General features: G+C 62.5%; 14 protein-coding genes and 1 pseudogene. 13 read left to right on the top strand and 2 right to left on the bottom strand.

Annotated features, from left to right (window positions below):
- The 7 genes and pseudogenes from N5D53_RS01450 to N5D53_RS01420 form a co-directional block, all read left to right on the top strand.
- Positions 1 to 855: pseudogene (locus tag N5D53_RS01450) on the top strand (RHS repeat-associated core domain-containing protein); the annotation flags it as partial.
- Positions 856 to 1,269: 414 nt separating this feature from the next.
- Positions 1,270 to 1,935: a cytoplasmic protein gene (locus tag N5D53_RS01445; protein ID WP_100773939.1), complete on the top strand. Its 666-nt coding sequence runs from the start codon at positions 1,270 to 1,272 to the stop codon at positions 1,933 to 1,935.
- A gap of 306 nt (positions 1,936 to 2,241) precedes the next feature.
- Positions 2,242 to 2,487, top strand: a complete 246-nt coding sequence (locus tag N5D53_RS01440) for a sugar-binding protein (RefSeq protein WP_190869276.1) — start codon at positions 2,242 to 2,244, stop codon at positions 2,485 to 2,487.
- Between the two features lie 108 nt (positions 2,488 to 2,595).
- Positions 2,596 to 3,771: a M20 aminoacylase family protein gene (locus N5D53_RS01435; RefSeq protein WP_004374190.1), complete on the top strand. Its 1,176-nt coding sequence runs from the start codon at positions 2,596 to 2,598 to the stop codon at positions 3,769 to 3,771.
- Positions 3,772 to 3,854: 83 nt separating this feature from the next.
- Positions 3,855 to 5,165: a citrate-proton symporter gene (locus N5D53_RS01430; protein ID WP_098090242.1), complete on the top strand. Its 1,311-nt coding sequence runs from the start codon at positions 3,855 to 3,857 to the stop codon at positions 5,163 to 5,165.
- Positions 5,162 to 6,619, top strand: coding sequence for an amidase (locus tag N5D53_RS01425; protein ID WP_190869275.1), 1,458 nt, complete (start codon positions 5,162 to 5,164; stop codon positions 6,617 to 6,619). The genes N5D53_RS01430 and N5D53_RS01425 overlap by 4 nt, the downstream gene beginning before the upstream one ends.
- Before the next feature lie 64 nt (positions 6,620 to 6,683).
- On the top strand, positions 6,684 to 7,457 hold the full coding sequence (locus tag N5D53_RS01420) for a helix-turn-helix domain-containing protein (protein WP_004576295.1): 774 nt from the start codon (positions 6,684 to 6,686) through the stop codon (positions 7,455 to 7,457).
- Between the two features lie 78 nt (positions 7,458 to 7,535).
- Here the strand turns inward: N5D53_RS01420 and N5D53_RS01415 are convergent, their stop codons facing one another.
- Positions 7,536 to 8,408 carry a helix-turn-helix domain-containing protein gene (locus tag N5D53_RS01415; RefSeq protein ID WP_190869274.1) on the bottom strand — a complete coding sequence of 291 codons (873 nt, stop codon included), beginning with the start codon at positions 8,406 to 8,408 and terminating at the stop codon, positions 7,536 to 7,538.
- A gap of 176 nt (positions 8,409 to 8,584) precedes the next feature.
- Here N5D53_RS01415 and N5D53_RS01410 point away from each other — a divergent pair, with 176 nt between their 5' ends.
- The 4 genes from N5D53_RS01410 to N5D53_RS01395 are packed head-to-tail and all read left to right on the top strand — an operon-like array spanning position 8,585 to position 12,880.
- Positions 8,585 to 9,412: an SDR family oxidoreductase gene (locus N5D53_RS01410; RefSeq protein WP_004374198.1), complete on the top strand. Its 828-nt coding sequence runs from the start codon at positions 8,585 to 8,587 to the stop codon at positions 9,410 to 9,412.
- The gene (locus N5D53_RS01405; protein WP_119713794.1) at positions 9,409 to 11,124 is read left to right on the top strand and encodes an FAD-dependent oxidoreductase; all 1,716 of its coding nucleotides are present in this window, start codon (positions 9,409 to 9,411) and stop codon (positions 11,122 to 11,124) included. The genes N5D53_RS01410 and N5D53_RS01405 overlap by 4 nt, the downstream gene beginning before the upstream one ends.
- Positions 11,124 to 11,450 carry an NIPSNAP family protein gene (locus tag N5D53_RS01400; RefSeq protein ID WP_004374204.1) on the top strand — a complete coding sequence of 109 codons (327 nt, stop codon included), beginning with the start codon at positions 11,124 to 11,126 and terminating at the stop codon, positions 11,448 to 11,450. The genes N5D53_RS01405 and N5D53_RS01400 overlap by 1 nt, the downstream gene beginning before the upstream one ends.
- Positions 11,451 to 11,494: 44 nt before the next feature.
- On the top strand, positions 11,495 to 12,880 hold the full coding sequence (locus tag N5D53_RS01395; protein ID WP_064490550.1) for an MFS transporter: 1,386 nt from the start codon (positions 11,495 to 11,497) through the stop codon (positions 12,878 to 12,880).
- Here N5D53_RS01395 and N5D53_RS01390 read toward each other — a convergent pair.
- Positions 12,877 to 13,560, bottom strand: a complete 684-nt coding sequence (locus N5D53_RS01390; protein ID WP_190869273.1) for an HAD family phosphatase — start codon at positions 13,558 to 13,560, stop codon at positions 12,877 to 12,879. The genes N5D53_RS01395 and N5D53_RS01390 overlap by 4 nt on opposite strands.
- 91 nt (positions 13,561 to 13,651) lie before the next feature.
- Here N5D53_RS01390 and lexA point away from each other — a divergent pair, with 91 nt between their 5' ends.
- Together lexA and imuA are read left to right on the top strand one after the other, a co-directional pair.
- On the top strand, positions 13,652 to 14,269 hold the full coding sequence (gene lexA, locus N5D53_RS01385; RefSeq protein WP_012052394.1) for a transcriptional repressor LexA: 618 nt from the start codon (positions 13,652 to 13,654) through the stop codon (positions 14,267 to 14,269).
- Positions 14,269 to 14,889 (top strand): translesion DNA synthesis-associated protein ImuA, encoded by a 621-nt coding sequence (gene imuA, locus N5D53_RS01380; protein ID WP_104961756.1) that lies wholly within the window; start codon positions 14,269 to 14,271, stop codon positions 14,887 to 14,889. Before lexA ends, imuA begins: the two co-directional genes overlap by 1 nt.
- Positions 14,890 to 14,891 lie beyond the last annotated feature (2 nt).

Genomic DNA, 14,891 nt, shown 5'->3' with positions numbered 1-14,891 from the left:
GGCGGGTGAACTGGTGCGTACGCTGGACAAGCTGCGTGGCGAGATCAAGTACGAGTACGAAGCCAACGGCCAATTGCGCAGTCGCGATACCGGCTCGTTGATCGGCAGCGAGGAATTCCGCTACGACCCGGCAGCCAACCGCCTGGACTTCAATGCGCGGCAGTTCGACAAGGTCAAGGACAACCGGATCAAACAGTGGCGCGATCAGGAGTACCGCTACGACCCGTGGGGCAATCTGGTCGAGAAGCGCTCGGGGCACAGCAAGCTGCAGCACTTCAGCTATGACTGCGAGAACCGGCTGGTGCGGGCGGAGACGTTGGTCAATGGCAAGCTGGAAAGCCAAGGCGAGTATCGTTACGACAGCTTGGGGAGGCGAATAGCCAAGCGGGCTGAAATCAATGGCGAGGTCGAGCAGAAACGCTTCCTCTGGCAGGGGCTGAGGATGCTGCGGGAGGAAACGCCTGGGCAGAGCATCTTGTACCTGTACGAGCCGGTAGCTATGCGCCGTTGGCGCGGGTTGATCAGGTTGAAGGGGAAGGGCAGAAGGTCTATTACTTCCATACTGACCAGATTGGTACGCCGCTGGAGCTGACGGACAGTGACGGCAAAATCGTTTGGCAGGCGACATATCGTTCGTGGGGAGCGTTAGAGCAACTGGTTATCGGTGAGGTCGAGCAGAACCTTCGGTTCCAGGGCCAGTACTTGGATGAAGAATCGACTTTGCACTACAATACCTTCCGTTATTATGACTCTACAGGTGGGAGGTATATTTCTCAGGACCCAATTGGAATCGACGGTGGATTTAATCTCTACTTCTATGCCCCCAGTCCTGTTGCTTGGGTCGACCCTTTAGGATGGGTGGCAGAAACTGCACCCGGCTATTTTGTTTACGCACTTTTTGATAAAGGGGCTAAAGATCCTTACTACATTGGAATCACCGATAACGTAACCAAGCGCCGCGGTGAGCATGTTGCTAGTGGCAGACTGAATGGTGGAAAGATGAAGGTCCTTGATCGTAATGTCACCTACGGGCAGGCGCGAGGCTACGAACAAGCTTACATCGAGCATCACGGCACCAAAACTGGTGTTGTAGGTGAGGCTATATCTGACACCAATAGAGGTAATAAGATTAATTCGTACGACCATCAGAGTAAAATGAGATCCGCAACTCGTCAGCAGTACTTTGAAAATAGCTTCAATGAAAAAACATCAAATCTCGGCGGAAAAAAATCAATGTCGAGCTCCATAGCCTGCTGAGGAGTTTTAACGATGGGGTGGTGGAATGCACCGAACCAAACTGAATTGATTATTGGCGATATTCCCTTGGATCGGATTGGGAATCTGTTGGAGGAGCTGCAGGAAATATATCTCGAATCTTTAGGGCGGCGGCCGACGATTGATGAGGTACGGTATATGATTGAATTATCTCTCAAAGTTAATGGTTCCGGCTTGTTTCACGAACTGCAAACCAATTCAGCTAATCATGAGGATGTTCTAGTGCGCAAAAATAAAGCTGTCAAGTACTCTGCAGGTGATGTTGTTGCCTTCAAGATTGATGAGAAATTATATGGGTTTGCGAGACTGATAAAGAAGATTGAGTTAGGTTATGTATCTGAAATTTACTCTGAAACAGCTGCTTCGCCCAGTGAAGGTCTATCTGTCATAAATAAAATTAAAAAATTCCCGGCTATATTGGATACTTTTTCGTTATTGGAAATGGGGGAGGGGGAGTGGTGTGTGGTTGGTAATGCGAAAGGGGAAAATGATGAAAAAGTGGACGGGCTGAGATTTGTGTTCGGAACTGCTCCATATGACTTGAAAAGCATAGATGTTAATGAGAATGAGCAAAAAATATCGGAAGACGATTCTACAGGGTTGCCTCCATACGAGCAGATGGGAGATGAAGACGTCAAGGAGCTCTTTGAAGACGATTGATATTTGAAAAGTAGTTTTGATGCGTGTGTAGTGATTTTAGTGTTTTTTGCTTGTTTGGCATATGCGGGTGAATGTGGGGTGCATGAATTTTAAGTTTTAGTTTCTGTTGTGTTGATGCATCTGGCGCTTATTTTTAGATGCGGGAATAGTGATTTTTTGGCAGGGGCCTTTGGTTCCCAGCGAACGATCTTTAACATCATTGAAGCAGAAGCGGGTGCCGACTTTGTTCATTCGCTTTTTAAAGGGATGCTTCGCTTCTCGGGCGAAATCGACAGCCGCTAGTGTTTCCACAACGTCTACGGTCAGGTGCTCAGCCACACCGACGGCAAGGGCCAGACCACTCGCCTGATGCGCACGGCCCGTGGCCTGCCGAGCAGCCGCCAGGATGCCAAGGGCCAGCGGGTTCGCTACGAGTACGATAAGGCCATTCGCCTGACCGCACTATTCAACGAAAACAACGCCACGTACAGCTTTACCTACGACTCCAACTCCACACCCATTCCGCTTTTCCCCCCGACTGGTTCCGCTGGGCGGAACCACATTCGTTTGTGATCCCGCGTCACTCGCGCTTATCTGTGAGCCAAGCACGACCTGTCTCACCTGTCGTGACCTGAAGGCGAACAACAAGAACGGGAAACCACCCGCGCGAGGAGACTCCACATGTCCCGACATCAGCATATCCAGGCCTGGCTCGCCGACGTGGCCAGCGACCTGCACGCGATCCGTCACGATATCCACGCTCACCCGGAACTGGGCTTTGAAGAAAGCCGCACCTCGGCATTGGTCGCCCGACTGCTGGAGGCATGGGGCTATGAAGTGCACACCGGTATCGGCAAGACCGGCGTGGTCGGCGTGCTGCGCAATGGCAGCAGCCCCCGCCGGCTGGGCCTGCGCGCCGACATGGACGCGCTGCCCATCCACGAAGCAACGGGTGCGGCATACAGCAGCCAGCACCCAGGCTGCATGCACGCCTGTGGTCATGACGGGCACACTACCATGCTGCTTGGCGCCGCGCGCTACCTGGCGGCAACCCGGCAGTTCGACGGCACGCTGACACTGATCTTCCAGCCGGCCGAGGAGGGCCAGGGCGGTGCCGAGGCGATGCTGGCCGACGGCCTGTTGGAGCGATTCCCATGTGATGCGCTATTCGGCATGCACAACATGCCAGGGCTGCCGGCCGGGCACCTGGGGTTTCGTGAAGGGCCGATGATGGCTTCGCAAGACCTGCTGACGGTGACCCTGGACGGGGTGGGTGGTCATGGCTCGATGCCGCACCTGACCGTCGACCCGCTGGTGGCGGCCGCCAGTGTGGTGATGGCGCTGCAAACCGTGGTGGCGCGCAATATCGATGCGCAGGAGGCGGCAGTGGTCACCGTCGGCGCGTTGCAGGCCGGCGAAGCGGCCAACGTGATTCCGCAACAGGCGCTGTTGCGCCTTAGCCTGCGCGCACTGAACGCCGAGGTGCGGGCGCAGGCCCTTGAGCGGGTGCGGGCAATCATCGTCAGTCAGGCCGAGAGCTTTGGCTGCCGCGCCAGCATCGAGCACCGCCCGGCCTACCCGGTGCTGGTCAACCATGCCGCTGAAAACGCCTTTGCCACCCAAGTAGGGGTCGAGTTGCTGGGCGCCCAGGCTGTGGATGGCAACACCCGCAAGCTGATGGGCAGCGAAGACTTCGCCTGGATGCTGCAGCGCTGCCCGGGGGCCTACCTGTTCATCGGCAATGGTGTATCGCGGCCGATGGTGCACAACCCGGCCTACGACTTCAACGACGACATCCTGCTGACCGGCGCCGCCTATTGGGGCGCGCTGGCAGAGCGCTGGTTGGCACCTGCCTGATTGTCCCTTTTTGACCACTGCCGCTGGAACCCGGGCGCGACTGCGCCTGGGCGATCACCCAATCATTGTGTGGAGTGTTCCCTATGCAGACTTCGAGCACCGGCGTGTCGCGTACCCGGCAAGTGGTGGCCGCCGTTATTGGCAACGCCCTGGAATGGTATGACTTTATCGTGTATGGCTTTCTGGCCAGCATCATCGCCCGGCAGTTCTTCCCGTCCGACGACGCGTACGCCTCGCTGCTGATGGCCCTTGCCACCTTCGGCGTCGGGTTTTTCATGCGCCCGGTGGGCGGCGTGCTGCTGGGCATGTATTCCGACCGCAAGGGCCGCAAGGCGGCCATGCAGATGATCATCCGCCTGATGACCGTGTCCATCGCCATGATCGCCTTCGCGCCCGACTACCTGGCCATCGGCATGGCTGCGCCGCTGCTGATCGTGGTGGCGCGCATGCTGCAGGGCTTTGCCACCGGTGGTGAATATGCCAGCGCCACGGCATTTCTGGTGGAAAGCGCGCCTGCCCACCGCAAGGGCCTGTATGGTTCGTGGCAATTGGTAGGGCAGTGCCTGGCGGTGTTTTCCGGGGCGGCAATGGTGGCGTTGGTTACCCACCTGTGCTCGCCTGAGGCGCTGGACAGCTGGGGCTGGCGCATCCCGTTCGTGCTGGGCCTGCTGATCGGGCCGGTCGGGCTGTGGATTCGCAAGCATATGGAGGAGCCTGAGGCGTTTGTCGAGGCGCGTCGCCATGCCAAGGGCCAGTCGCCCGGCCTGTGGCAGGTGCTGCGTGAACACCGGCGCAGCCTGCTGGTGTCGATGGGGTTGGCCTGCGGCGCGACGGTATCGTTCTACGTGGTGCTGGTGAACATGCCGACCTTCGCCCACAAAAGCCTAGGCCTGCCGCTGGACCAGGTGCTGCTGGTGCAGATGCTCGCCGTGGGGCTGATGACCCTCGTGATTCCGTTATCCGGGGCGCTGTCTGACCGGCTGGGGCGGCGCCCGGTGCTGATGGCCTTCACCCTGGCGTTCTTCGTGATGGTTTACCCACTGTATGTGTGGGTGGCCGCTGCGCCTTCCCTGGAGCGCCTGTTGGTCATGCAACTGCTGTTGTGCACGGCCATCGGTGGCTTCTTCGGCCCGGCACCTACTGCCCTGGCCGAACAATTCCCGGTCCAGGTGCGTTCCACCGGCGTGTCGGTGGCCTACAACGTGGCGGTGATGGTGTTCGGTGGCTTTGCCCCGTTGATCGTGACCTGGCTCACCCAGGTGCTCGGCACCCCAGTGGCGCCGGCGTTCTACGTGCTGTTTGCCTGCCTGCTGACATTGCTGGGCACCTATTGCCTGAAAGAAGCACCGCGGGCAGTCAAGCCTGCCGCCTTCAACCTTGGAGTAAAACCGTGAAGCCGCTAGCCATCGACCCCATTGTTGCCCTCGATGCCGAGGCACTGTCCCAGGCCATCCATGCCCGCCAGTTGTCATGCCGGGAGGTGATGCAGGCTTACCTGGGGCATGTCGAGCGCTTCAATCGGCAGGTCAATGCACTGGTCTCGCTGCGCCCGGCCGAAGTGCTGCTGGCCGAGGCCGAGACGCGTGACCGCGAACTGGCCCGTGGCCACTCGCGCGGCTGGATGCATGGCATGCCGCAGGCAATCAAGGACCTCGCCGCCACGGCCGGGCTGCGTACCACGCTCGGCTCGCCGCTGTTTGCCGAGCAGGTACCCGAGCAGGATGCGATCAGCGTGGCGCGGGTGCGGGCGAGTGGGGCATTGATCATGGGCAAGAGCAATGTGCCCGAGTTTGGCCTGGGCTCGCAAAGCTACAACCCCTTGTTTGGCACCACCACCAACGCCTACGACCCGTCGCGGGTGGCGGGTGGCAGCAGCGGTGGGGCTGCAGCGGCGCTGGCCATGCGCTTGCTGCCGGTGGCCGACGGCAGCGACATGATGGGCTCGCTGCGCAACCCGGCGGCGTTCAATAACCTGTTCGGCCTGCGCCCATCGCAGGGCCGCGTGCCGCATGGGCCGGCGCCCGAGCTGTTCGTGCAGCAGTTGGCCACAGAAGGGCCGATGGGCCGCAGTGTGGTCGACGTGGCGCGGCTGCTGTCGATACAGGCGGGTGTTGATGCCCGGGCGCCGCTGTCGCTAAGCGAAGGCCGGCGCGATTTTGCCGTTGGCTTGCCGCGCGATTTTCGCGGTGTACGGGTGGGCTGGCTGGGCGACTACAACGGCTATCTGCCGATGGATGACGGGGTAATGAGCCTGTGCGAGTCGGCGCTGGCCGACTTTGCCGAGCTGGGCTGCCGGGTCGAGGCCTGCCAGCCGGCATTCGACCTGGCGCGCTTGTGGCAATGCTGGCTGACCCACCGCCACTTCCTGGTGCATGGCAACCTCGGCGCAGTCTATGCCGACCCTGGCAAGCGCGCATTGCTCAAGCCCGAAGCACAGTGGGAGGTGGAAGGTGGCTTGCAGCTAAGTGCGGCGGCGCTGTACCAGGCTTCGTTGGACCGCAGCGACTGGTACCGCGCCATGGGCAAGCTGTTCGAGCGTTACGACTTTCTGCTGTTGCCCTCGGCCCAGGTGTTCCCTTTCGATGCACGCCAGCCATGGCCGACGGTGGTCGGGGGGCGGGCAATGGACACCTACCACCGCTGGATGGAAGTGGTGATCGGGCCGACCCTGGCCGGTTTGCCGAGCATCAGCGTGCCGGTGGGGTTCAATGCCGCCGGGTTGCCCATGGGCCTGCAAATCATAGGCCCGGCGCAGGCCGACCATGGCGTGCTGCAGCTGGCGTATGCCCACGAACAGCTCACCCGCTGGGTGGTGCGCTGCCCGCCACAACGCCTGCTTGCGCCATGAAAGCATGGGCAGGCGCGGATCTTGCTGGCTATCCTGACCATCCCGCTACAAGGAGGTCATACCCATGGGCATCACGGCAGACAGCGGCGGCGTGCGTTCGGTGGAGCGGGCGCTGGCCATTGTCGACCTGCTGGGCGAACACCAGGCGTTGGGCCTGGAAGAACTGCACTACCTGACGGCGCTGCCCAAGGCCACGGTGTCGCGCATGATCGCCACCTTGCAGGCGCAAGGCTGGGTGTACCGCGGCCTTGCCGACCGGCGCTACCGGCTGTGCGCGCGACGCCTGTTCGGTGACCGCCAGTTGCGTTTCAAGCGGCGCCTGGTGGAAAGCGCAGCGCCCATGCTGCTGGAACTGAGTGAGCGCACCGGGCTGGTCGCTGACCTGTCGTGTTTCGACGGCCAGCGGCTGGAGGTGATGGAAAGCGCCATTCCCCAGGTGCTGCGCAAGCGCTATCCGCTCACCAGTCAGATCGTTGGGCAGCATGCCAGCCTGTTTCATTCGGCGATGGGGCGGGCGTGCCTGGGGGAGCTGGCGGTGGACGAAGTGCAGCGCCTGGCGGCCCATGAGCGGCTGGGTGACGACGGGTTGTTACGCGATATCGAAGAGCAAGCGCACAAGGGCTTTGGTCAGCGCACCGAAGGCTACTGGGAATACCCGGTGCGCCTGCCGTTCCTGATCCGCGCCATTGCCTTGCCGGTACATGCCGAAGGGCGCCTGGTCGGCAGCATTGCCTTGCAATGGCCGCTGGATCAGGCGCCGGTGGAGCGGGTGTCGAGCCTGCACCTGAGCAGTTTGGCGACCACTGTGGGGGAAGTGCAGCGGGCCTTGGCTGTTTGATGTTTCCTGCACGGGTTTCTTCGCGGGCAAGCCACAGACGCGTGCATTGCCAGTAATGCCCACAGAGCCTGCGGGGCGTTACTGGCCGTCCCGAAATCCGCTAGGGCTCACCCCCGCCTGCTTGCGAAAGAACCGGCTGAAATACCCCACATCGGCAAACCCCAGTTCATGAGCGATCTCTTTCACGCTCAGGCTCGAATGCCCGAGCATGCGCTTGGCCTCCAGCACCAGTCGGGCATGGATCACATTCATCGGCGTCATGCCCAGGTGTTCCTGGCACAACCGCCCCAACGTCACCAGGGTCATGCCCAACTCGGCGGCGTATTCTGCCAGTGGCCAGTGCGCGCGATAGTGCATGTCTACCAGCTCGCGAAAAGCAGTCAGTTGCTGGCTGCGTCTTGATACTGGGCGCTGCTCACCTGCGGGTATGTGCGGCTCATGGCGCAGGACATGGATCATCAGTGCCAGCAATAGCGCCATGCTGCTGGCCACATGCTCGCGGGCGCGATTGTGGTATTCCTCGCGCAGGGCCCGAAACAGGGGCAACAACGGGTCTTCATCGGCGGCCCAGTGGGGCAGGGCAATCACCTGTGGTTTGCGCAGTTGCACCAGCACGCTGGGTGCCAGCACCTGAGCGATGCTATCCAGCGGGTGCTGCGCAGCCGTGATTACCTGGCCTTCTACCTGGCTGGCCCAATGAAAACCATGCACCACCTGCGCCGGGACGTACACCACGCAGGGCGCATGAACCTGAAACCGGTCACTGTCGAACAGCACCTCGCCGCCACCGCTTTGCAGGTACAACAGCTGCAGCAAGCCTTCGTGACGGTGTGCGGCAATCTCCCAGTTGTGCGCGCCAGAGCGCTGGGATATCTGCTCCACATGCAAGGCTTCGTGCCACACCGGCTGCGCGGTTTCACCGTACAGGGCGTAATTGGGGATCTTGTTCATGGTGTTGTAATTGTTCTGTTCACTGCCCGCTACTGTGCCATAGCTACACGCAGGCTTCAGGGCGCAGTGGGCAAATTGACGGAAATGTGGGGCTGGTTGCAGGTTTTGTCCATTCTGCCGGTGGGCCTGCCGGCCATAGCCTGTTGCCCAGAACAAGCAACGCTCTGGAGAACAGCATGCACAACAACAAGATCCTTTCTCAGTGGCTAGGCCTGGAGTCGGCCGTATGCGTGGTGACCGGCGCGGCCGGCGGCATTGGTGCAGCGTTGGCCGCAGCCTTGGTGGAGCAGCAGGCCCACGTGGTGCTGCTTGACCGCGACCTGGACAAATGCCGCGAACTGGCGGCCACCCTGGGTGAACACAGTGCAGGCGAAGTCAGTGCCCTGGCCTGCGACATTGCCGACCCGGCCAGCGTGGAGCAGGCTGCGGCCCAGGTACAGGCGCTGCATGGGCGCTGCGATGTACTGGTCAACAATGCCAGCGTGCTGCGCCCCGGCGCGCTGGACACGCTAAGCCTGGAACAATGGAACCAGGTGCTGGCGGTCAACCTCAGTGGCTACCTCTTGTGTGCCCAGGCCTTTGGCCGTTCCATGCTGGACTGCGGCCAGGGCCGTATCGTGCATGTGGCCTCGATTGCAGCACATTACCCGCAACCCAACAGTGGTGCCTACAGCGCGGCGAAGGCAGGCGTCAGCATGTTGTCGCGGCAGATCGCCGTGGAATGGGGGCCACGCGGTGTGCGCAGCAACGCCGTATGCCCGGGTTTGATCCGCACGCCATTGTCGGCGGCGTTCTATGCCGACCCACAGGTGGAGCGCCGGCGTAGCGCCATGACCGCCAACCAGCGCATCGGTGAACCGCAAGACATCGCCGAAGCCGTGCTGTTTCTGGCCAGCCGCCGCGCCGACTATATCAACGGCGCCGAGCTGACCGTGGATGGCGGACTGGAAAGCATGCCCATGGCATTGATCCCGCGCCCTGGCTTCGAGGGGGCAGGCCAATGAATACGCGTAGCTGCGATGTACTGGTCATCGGTGCGGGTGCTGGCGGCCTGGCGACAGCCATCACGGCGAAAAAGCTTGGCCTGGATGTGATCGTCATCGAAAAGGAGGAGTGCTTCGGCGGCACCACGGCGTTTTCCGGCGGCGTATTGTGGGTGCCGGGCACCCGGCACGGGGGCAATGACAGCCAAGCAGCGGCCATGACCTACCTGCGCAACGAAACCGGTGCCTGCTTCGATGCGGCCGGGGTGGAGGCATTCTTGCGCTACGCGCCGCAGATGGTTGAGTTTTTCGAGCGCGAGACGGCAGTCAAGTTCGTGCCCACGCTGTACCCCGATTATCACCCGCAGGTGGAAGGCGGCGTCGATGTGGGCCGCTCGATACTGGCCGCACCTTACGACATCCGTGGTCTGGGGCCCGACATGGCGCGGCTGCGCCCGCCGCTGAAGACCATCACCTTCATCGGCATGATGTTCAACTCGTCGAATGCCGACCTCAAGCACTTCTTCAATGTCACCCGTTCGTTGACCTCGTTCGCCTACGTGGCCAAACGCCTGCTGACCCATTTGAAGGAGCTGGCCTTGTACCGACGCGGCACCCAGGTCACCAGTGGCAATGCCCTGGCGGCACGGCTGGTACGCTCGGCACTGGACCTGGGCATTCCGATTCTCACAGGCACCCCGGCGCGGCAGTTGCTGCGCGAAGGGGCGCGAGTAGTGGGGGCGGTGACCGGGCAGGCCGGCAGCGAGCAGCGCATTGAGGCCCGGCGCGGTGTGGTGCTGGCCTGTGGCGGTTTCTCCCATGACCTGCAACGGCTGCGCCAGGCCTACCCGCATGTACGGCGTGGCGGCGAGCATTTTTCACCGGTGCCAGCGGGCAACACCGGCGATGGTGCGCGCATGGCCGAGGCGCTGGGAGCAAAGGTCGATATCTGCCTGCAGGCACCTGCAGCCTGGATGCCGGTGTCGAAGGTGCCGGTGGGTGGTGGGCGGCATATTGCCTTTCCGCATTTGCTCGACCGCTACAAACCGGGTGTGATCGGCGTGCTGCGTTCAGGGCAGCGATTCACCAACGAGTCGAATGCCTACCACGACGTAGGCGCAGCGCTGATCGAGGCGTGTTCCGACCAGGCAGAAACCGCCATGTGGCTGGTGTGCGACCGCCGCACCCTGGCCAAATACGGGCTGGGCTTTGCCAAGCCTGCGCCGATGCCGCTGGGGCCATTGCTGCGCAACGGTTACCTGCTCAAGGGCCAGACCCTGGCGGAGTTGGCCGGCAAGGCCGGTATCGATGCGCAAGGGCTGGAGCAGACTGTGCGCGAGTACAACCTTGGCGCCGTCCACGGTGAAGACCGTCAGTTCGGCCGCGGCAGCACCAGCTTCAATCGCTACCTGGCCGACCCGCAGCAACAACCCAACCCGTGCGTAGCGCCGGTTGGCGAGGGACCGTACTTTGCCGTGAAAGTCATCATGGGCGATCTGGGCACTTTCGACGGGCTGCGCACCCGTGTGACCGGTGAAGTGTTGGCGGCCGACGGGCAAGTCATCGACGGCCTGTATGCGGTGGGTAACGACCGCGCCAGCATCATGGGCGGCAACTACCCCGGGGCGGGCATCACCCTGGGGCCGATCATGACCTTTGCCTACATCACCGGGCGCCATCTGGCGGGTGTCGAGCAGGGGCTGGCGGCGGGCAACGCACGGGAGGTGGCGTGATGGACAAGCCTGTGGTCGACCACCGCATCTACACCATTCGCCCGCGCGGCATGGCGGCCTTTCTCGAGGCGTTCGACCAGCTGGCGATGCCGATCCTGCTGCGCCACCTCGGTGCACCCCTGGCGTTTTACACCAGCAGCATCGGGCCGTTGAACCAGGTGGTGCACTTGTGGGGCTATGACAGCCTCGATGACTTCGAGAAGCGCAGCGCAGCGCGGGATGCCGACCCGGACTTTGCCGCGTACCTGCATGCCACCCGCGACCTGGTGGTGGCTCAGGAAACACGCATCATAAGGCCTGTGCGCTTACCCAGCCTTTTCCACTAGGGCTGCGACAAACACCGTCATAAAAACAACAACAGGTGATACCTATGAACAACACACTCGACGTGCGCCAACTGATCGACCAGCAACCCATCGGCCGCTACCAGAAATGGGTGGTGTTCCTTGGCTTTCTCATCATCGCCCTGGACGGCCTGGACGTCGCCATCATCGGCTTCATTGCCCCGCAATTGAAAAGCGACTGGGGCCTGGATGCGCAAAGTCTGGGCCCGGTATTGAGCGCCGCGTTGATCGGCCTGGCACTCGGCGCATTGATTGCCGGCCCCTTGGCGGACCGCTACGGGCGCAAGGCGGTGCTGCTGTGCAGCGTGCTGCTGTTCGGCCTCTGGACACTGGCCTCGGCCTTTTCACCCAACCTGGAAGCCCTGGTCGCGTTGCGCTTTCTGACCGGCCTGGGCCTGGGCGCAGCCATGCCCAATGCCAGCACCCTGGTCAGCGAGTATGCCCCGGCACGCAGCCGCTCGCTGCTCATTACCCTGGCATTCTGCGGGTTCTCCCTGGGCGCGGCGGCAGGTGGTTTCGTCAGCGCCTGGATGATTCCGAACCTGGGCTGGCGCAGTGTCTTGGCATTGGGTGGGGTGTTGCCGCTAATGGTTCTGCCGTTGCTGTATTGGCGCCTGCCGGAATCGGTGACGTTCCTGGTCAGCAAGGGGGCGGACCGCAAGCGCATTCTGGCCATTGTCCGTCGCCTGGCACCTGAGCATGTCAACGCCGACACGACCTTTGTCTTGCCCGGTAAAGCCCAGGCCGCAGGCGGTGCAATCGGCACTATCCTCTCTGCGCGGTATCGCTTTGGTACCTGCATGCTCTGGGGCGGGTACGTGCTGGCGCTGTTCCTGGTCTATCTGTTCAGCGGCTGGTTGCCGACGCTGGTGAAGGAGGGGGGCGGGTTCTCGGTGGCCGAAGCGGCCATCGTCACGGCCTGTTTCCAGATTGGCGGCCCGTTGGGCGCAATTTCGGTGGGTTGGGCCATGGATCGTTACCCGGCGCAGCGCGTGCTGGTACTGACCTTCCTGTTCAGTGGTGCGGTGATTTTTGCAATTGGTCAGGTCGCTGCGGACTTCGCCTGGTTGTGCGCGGTTGCGAGCGCTGTAGGCTTTGGCCTTAATGGGGCAAGTGTTGGGATGAATGCACTGGCGGCGGCTTTTTACCCGACTGAAGCACGGGCGACCGGGGCCAGTTGGATGAGTGGCATCGGGCGCCTGGGTGCGATTCTCAGTGCCTTTGCCGGGGCACAGATGCTGGCGCTGGGCTGGAGTTTTGCCCAGGTGTTCGCTTCGTTGTTGCTACCCGCAGGGTTGGCGGCTTTGGCGGTATGGCTGCAGGGGCGAAATGCGGCGTCACGGCTTAGCGTTCCAGGCTGTACATCCGGCACCCCGGCTGCAGCGCCAGCAAGTTCGGCTCCCGCTCCCTAGCCTTCGGGAACACACCCCTTATCTGAAGCCATACGCTCGATCAACGCCCACAACGCCGCATCATTGAAATCGTCGACAACCAGCCTGGCGCCCGCCGCCAGCAACCGCTCCGGGGTCTGCGTCGTGGCCACGCCCACGGTAAAGATCCCCGCGCCACTGGCCGCGGCCGTCCCCGGCAATGAGTCCTCGAAGGCCAGCGCTTGCCCGGCCTCGACACCCAGCCGCTGCAGGCCGGTGAGGTAGGGCAGCGGGTCCGGTTTGGGCCGTGCCAGTTCTTCGGCCACCAGCACATGTTCAAAGTGCTGGCCCAGGCCCATGGCGTTCAGCATGTGCTCGGCGTTCAGCCGCGGTGCGTTGGTCACCACGCACATGCCGATGCCATGGGCCTGGGCATGCTCCAGCAGGCGCAACAGGCCTGGCATCGGTTCAAGTGACGGCGACATCGCGCGAAACAGCGCTTCCTTGCGGTCGGCCAACGCCTGGCACTGTTCGACGCTGGCGCCGCTGAACAGCTCGGCGAACAGCTCGCCGTTGGCGCGGCCGCTGACCTGGGCGTCGAACTGCGCCTGGCTCAGCTCGCGGCCGTCGTGTTCACGCAGCAGTTGGCGAAAGGCCTGCAGGTGCAGGGTGTCAGTGTCGGTGAGGGTACCGTCAAGGTCGAACAGCAGGGCGGTCAGCATGGGATATCCAGATGAAAAAACACAAGCCAGGGGATCATAACCAAAGCTGACGACGAAGGGGGCTGTTCAGCGTGCTCCGAAAAGAGTACAAATGTGCTCCATGGATACTCTTACCCCCAAACGCCGCGCCATTTTCGAATTTATCCGTGAGCGCATTGCCGAGCATGGCCAGCCGCCGAGCCTGGCCGATATCGCCACGCGCTTCGGTTTTGCCTCGCGCAGCGTTGCGCGCAAGCACATCACCGCCCTGTGCCAGGCCGGTTACATCGATGTCACGCCAAACCAGGCGCGGGGCATACGCCTGGCCGAACCGCTGCGCCGGCCGGAAATCCTCGAAATACCCGTGCTGGGCCAGGTGGCGGCGGGTGCCCCCATCGGCCCGGACCTGGACATCCACGAGCAGTTGCTGCTCGACCCCAGCCTGTTCCGCCGTACCCCCGACTACCTGCTGAAGGTGCGGGGCGACTCGATGATCGACGACGGCATCTTTGACGGTGACCTGGTCGGCATCCTGCAACAGGCCGACGCCCGCGACGGGCAAATCGTGGTTGCGCGCCTGGACGGCGAAGTGACCATCAAGCGCCTGCAACGCCAAGGCGGCACTTACCGGCTGTTGCCACGCAACCCGGCCTATGCGCCGATCGATGTGCAGCCCGAACAGGACTTTTTCATCGAAGGCGTGTTCTGCGGCTTGCTGAGGCGCGACTGATGGGCGCCGTGGTCGACCTCGACAGGCTGCTGGAACAGCGCCGGGTATGGCGCGGCCGGCAGGCCCAGGCGCGGCCACTCGGGCTGCAGCCCACCGGCCATCCTGCCCTCGACGAACGTTTGCCGGAAGGTGGCTGGCCGGCGGCAGCACTGAGCGAGCTGTTGCTGGCCAACCCCGGCTGTGGCGAATTGCAGTTGCTGTGGCCAACCCTGGCCCGGCTGAGTGCAGAAGCCAGCAGAGTGGTGCTGGTGGCTCCACCCTTCATCCCTTTTGCACCGGCCTGGCAGGCAGCGGGGGTGGACCTGCGCTGGCTGGTACAGGTGGATGCCGAGCCTGCCGATGCCCTGTGGGCTGCCGAACAGTGCCTGCGCTCGGGCAGTTGCGCGGCGGTGCTGTGCTGGCCGGAACGTGGCGATGACCGCGCCCTGCGGCGCTTGCAGGTAGCGGCCGAAACCGGGCAGGCACTGGCGTTCGCCTGCAGGCCGCAGCAGGCGTCGCACAACCCTTCACCCGCAGCGCTGCGCATTGCAGTCGACACACGCCCGGCGCAATGGCGCGTGCTGAAAAGCCGGGGTGGCATGCCTCCAGCGCTGCCTATTCCCTGCCCGGGGCGGGGCTGATG

This window comes from Pseudomonas sp. GD03862, assembly GCF_029840855.1.
In the GTDB taxonomy this organism is placed as follows: Bacteria; Pseudomonadota; Gammaproteobacteria; order Pseudomonadales; family Pseudomonadaceae; genus Aquipseudomonas; species Aquipseudomonas alloputida.
The sequence above is the reverse complement of the archived record's forward strand: the minus strand, read 5'-3'. Positions and strand labels throughout refer to the sequence as shown.

What these genes read in the sequence shown, in the direction of transcription:
- N5D53_RS01415 (WP_190869274.1), bottom strand. Translation starts at nt 8,408, where the DNA reads ATGAACAAGATCCCCAATTACGCCCTGTACGGTGAAACCGCGCAGCCG.
- N5D53_RS01435 (WP_004374190.1), top strand. Translation starts at nt 2,596, where the DNA reads ATGTCCCGACATCAGCATATCCAGGCCTGGCTCGCCGACGTGGCCAGC.
- imuA (WP_104961756.1), top strand. Translation starts at nt 14,269, where the DNA reads ATGGGCGCCGTGGTCGACCTCGACAGGCTGCTGGAACAGCGCCGGGTA.
- N5D53_RS01405 (WP_119713794.1), top strand. Translation starts at nt 9,409, where the DNA reads ATGAATACGCGTAGCTGCGATGTACTGGTCATCGGTGCGGGTGCTGGC.
- N5D53_RS01410 (WP_004374198.1), top strand. Translation starts at nt 8,585, where the DNA reads ATGCACAACAACAAGATCCTTTCTCAGTGGCTAGGCCTGGAGTCGGCC.
- N5D53_RS01400 (WP_004374204.1), top strand. Translation starts at nt 11,124, where the DNA reads ATGGACAAGCCTGTGGTCGACCACCGCATCTACACCATTCGCCCGCGC.
- N5D53_RS01445 (WP_100773939.1), top strand. Translation starts at nt 1,270, where the DNA reads ATGGGGTGGTGGAATGCACCGAACCAAACTGAATTGATTATTGGCGAT.
- N5D53_RS01420 (WP_004576295.1), top strand. Translation starts at nt 6,684, where the DNA reads ATGGGCATCACGGCAGACAGCGGCGGCGTGCGTTCGGTGGAGCGGGCG.
- N5D53_RS01430 (WP_098090242.1), top strand. Translation starts at nt 3,855, where the DNA reads ATGCAGACTTCGAGCACCGGCGTGTCGCGTACCCGGCAAGTGGTGGCC.
- lexA (WP_012052394.1), top strand. Translation starts at nt 13,652, where the DNA reads ATGTGCTCCATGGATACTCTTACCCCCAAACGCCGCGCCATTTTCGAA.
- N5D53_RS01395 (WP_064490550.1), top strand. Translation starts at nt 11,495, where the DNA reads ATGAACAACACACTCGACGTGCGCCAACTGATCGACCAGCAACCCATC.
- N5D53_RS01390 (WP_190869273.1), bottom strand. Translation starts at nt 13,560, where the DNA reads ATGCTGACCGCCCTGCTGTTCGACCTTGACGGTACCCTCACCGACACT.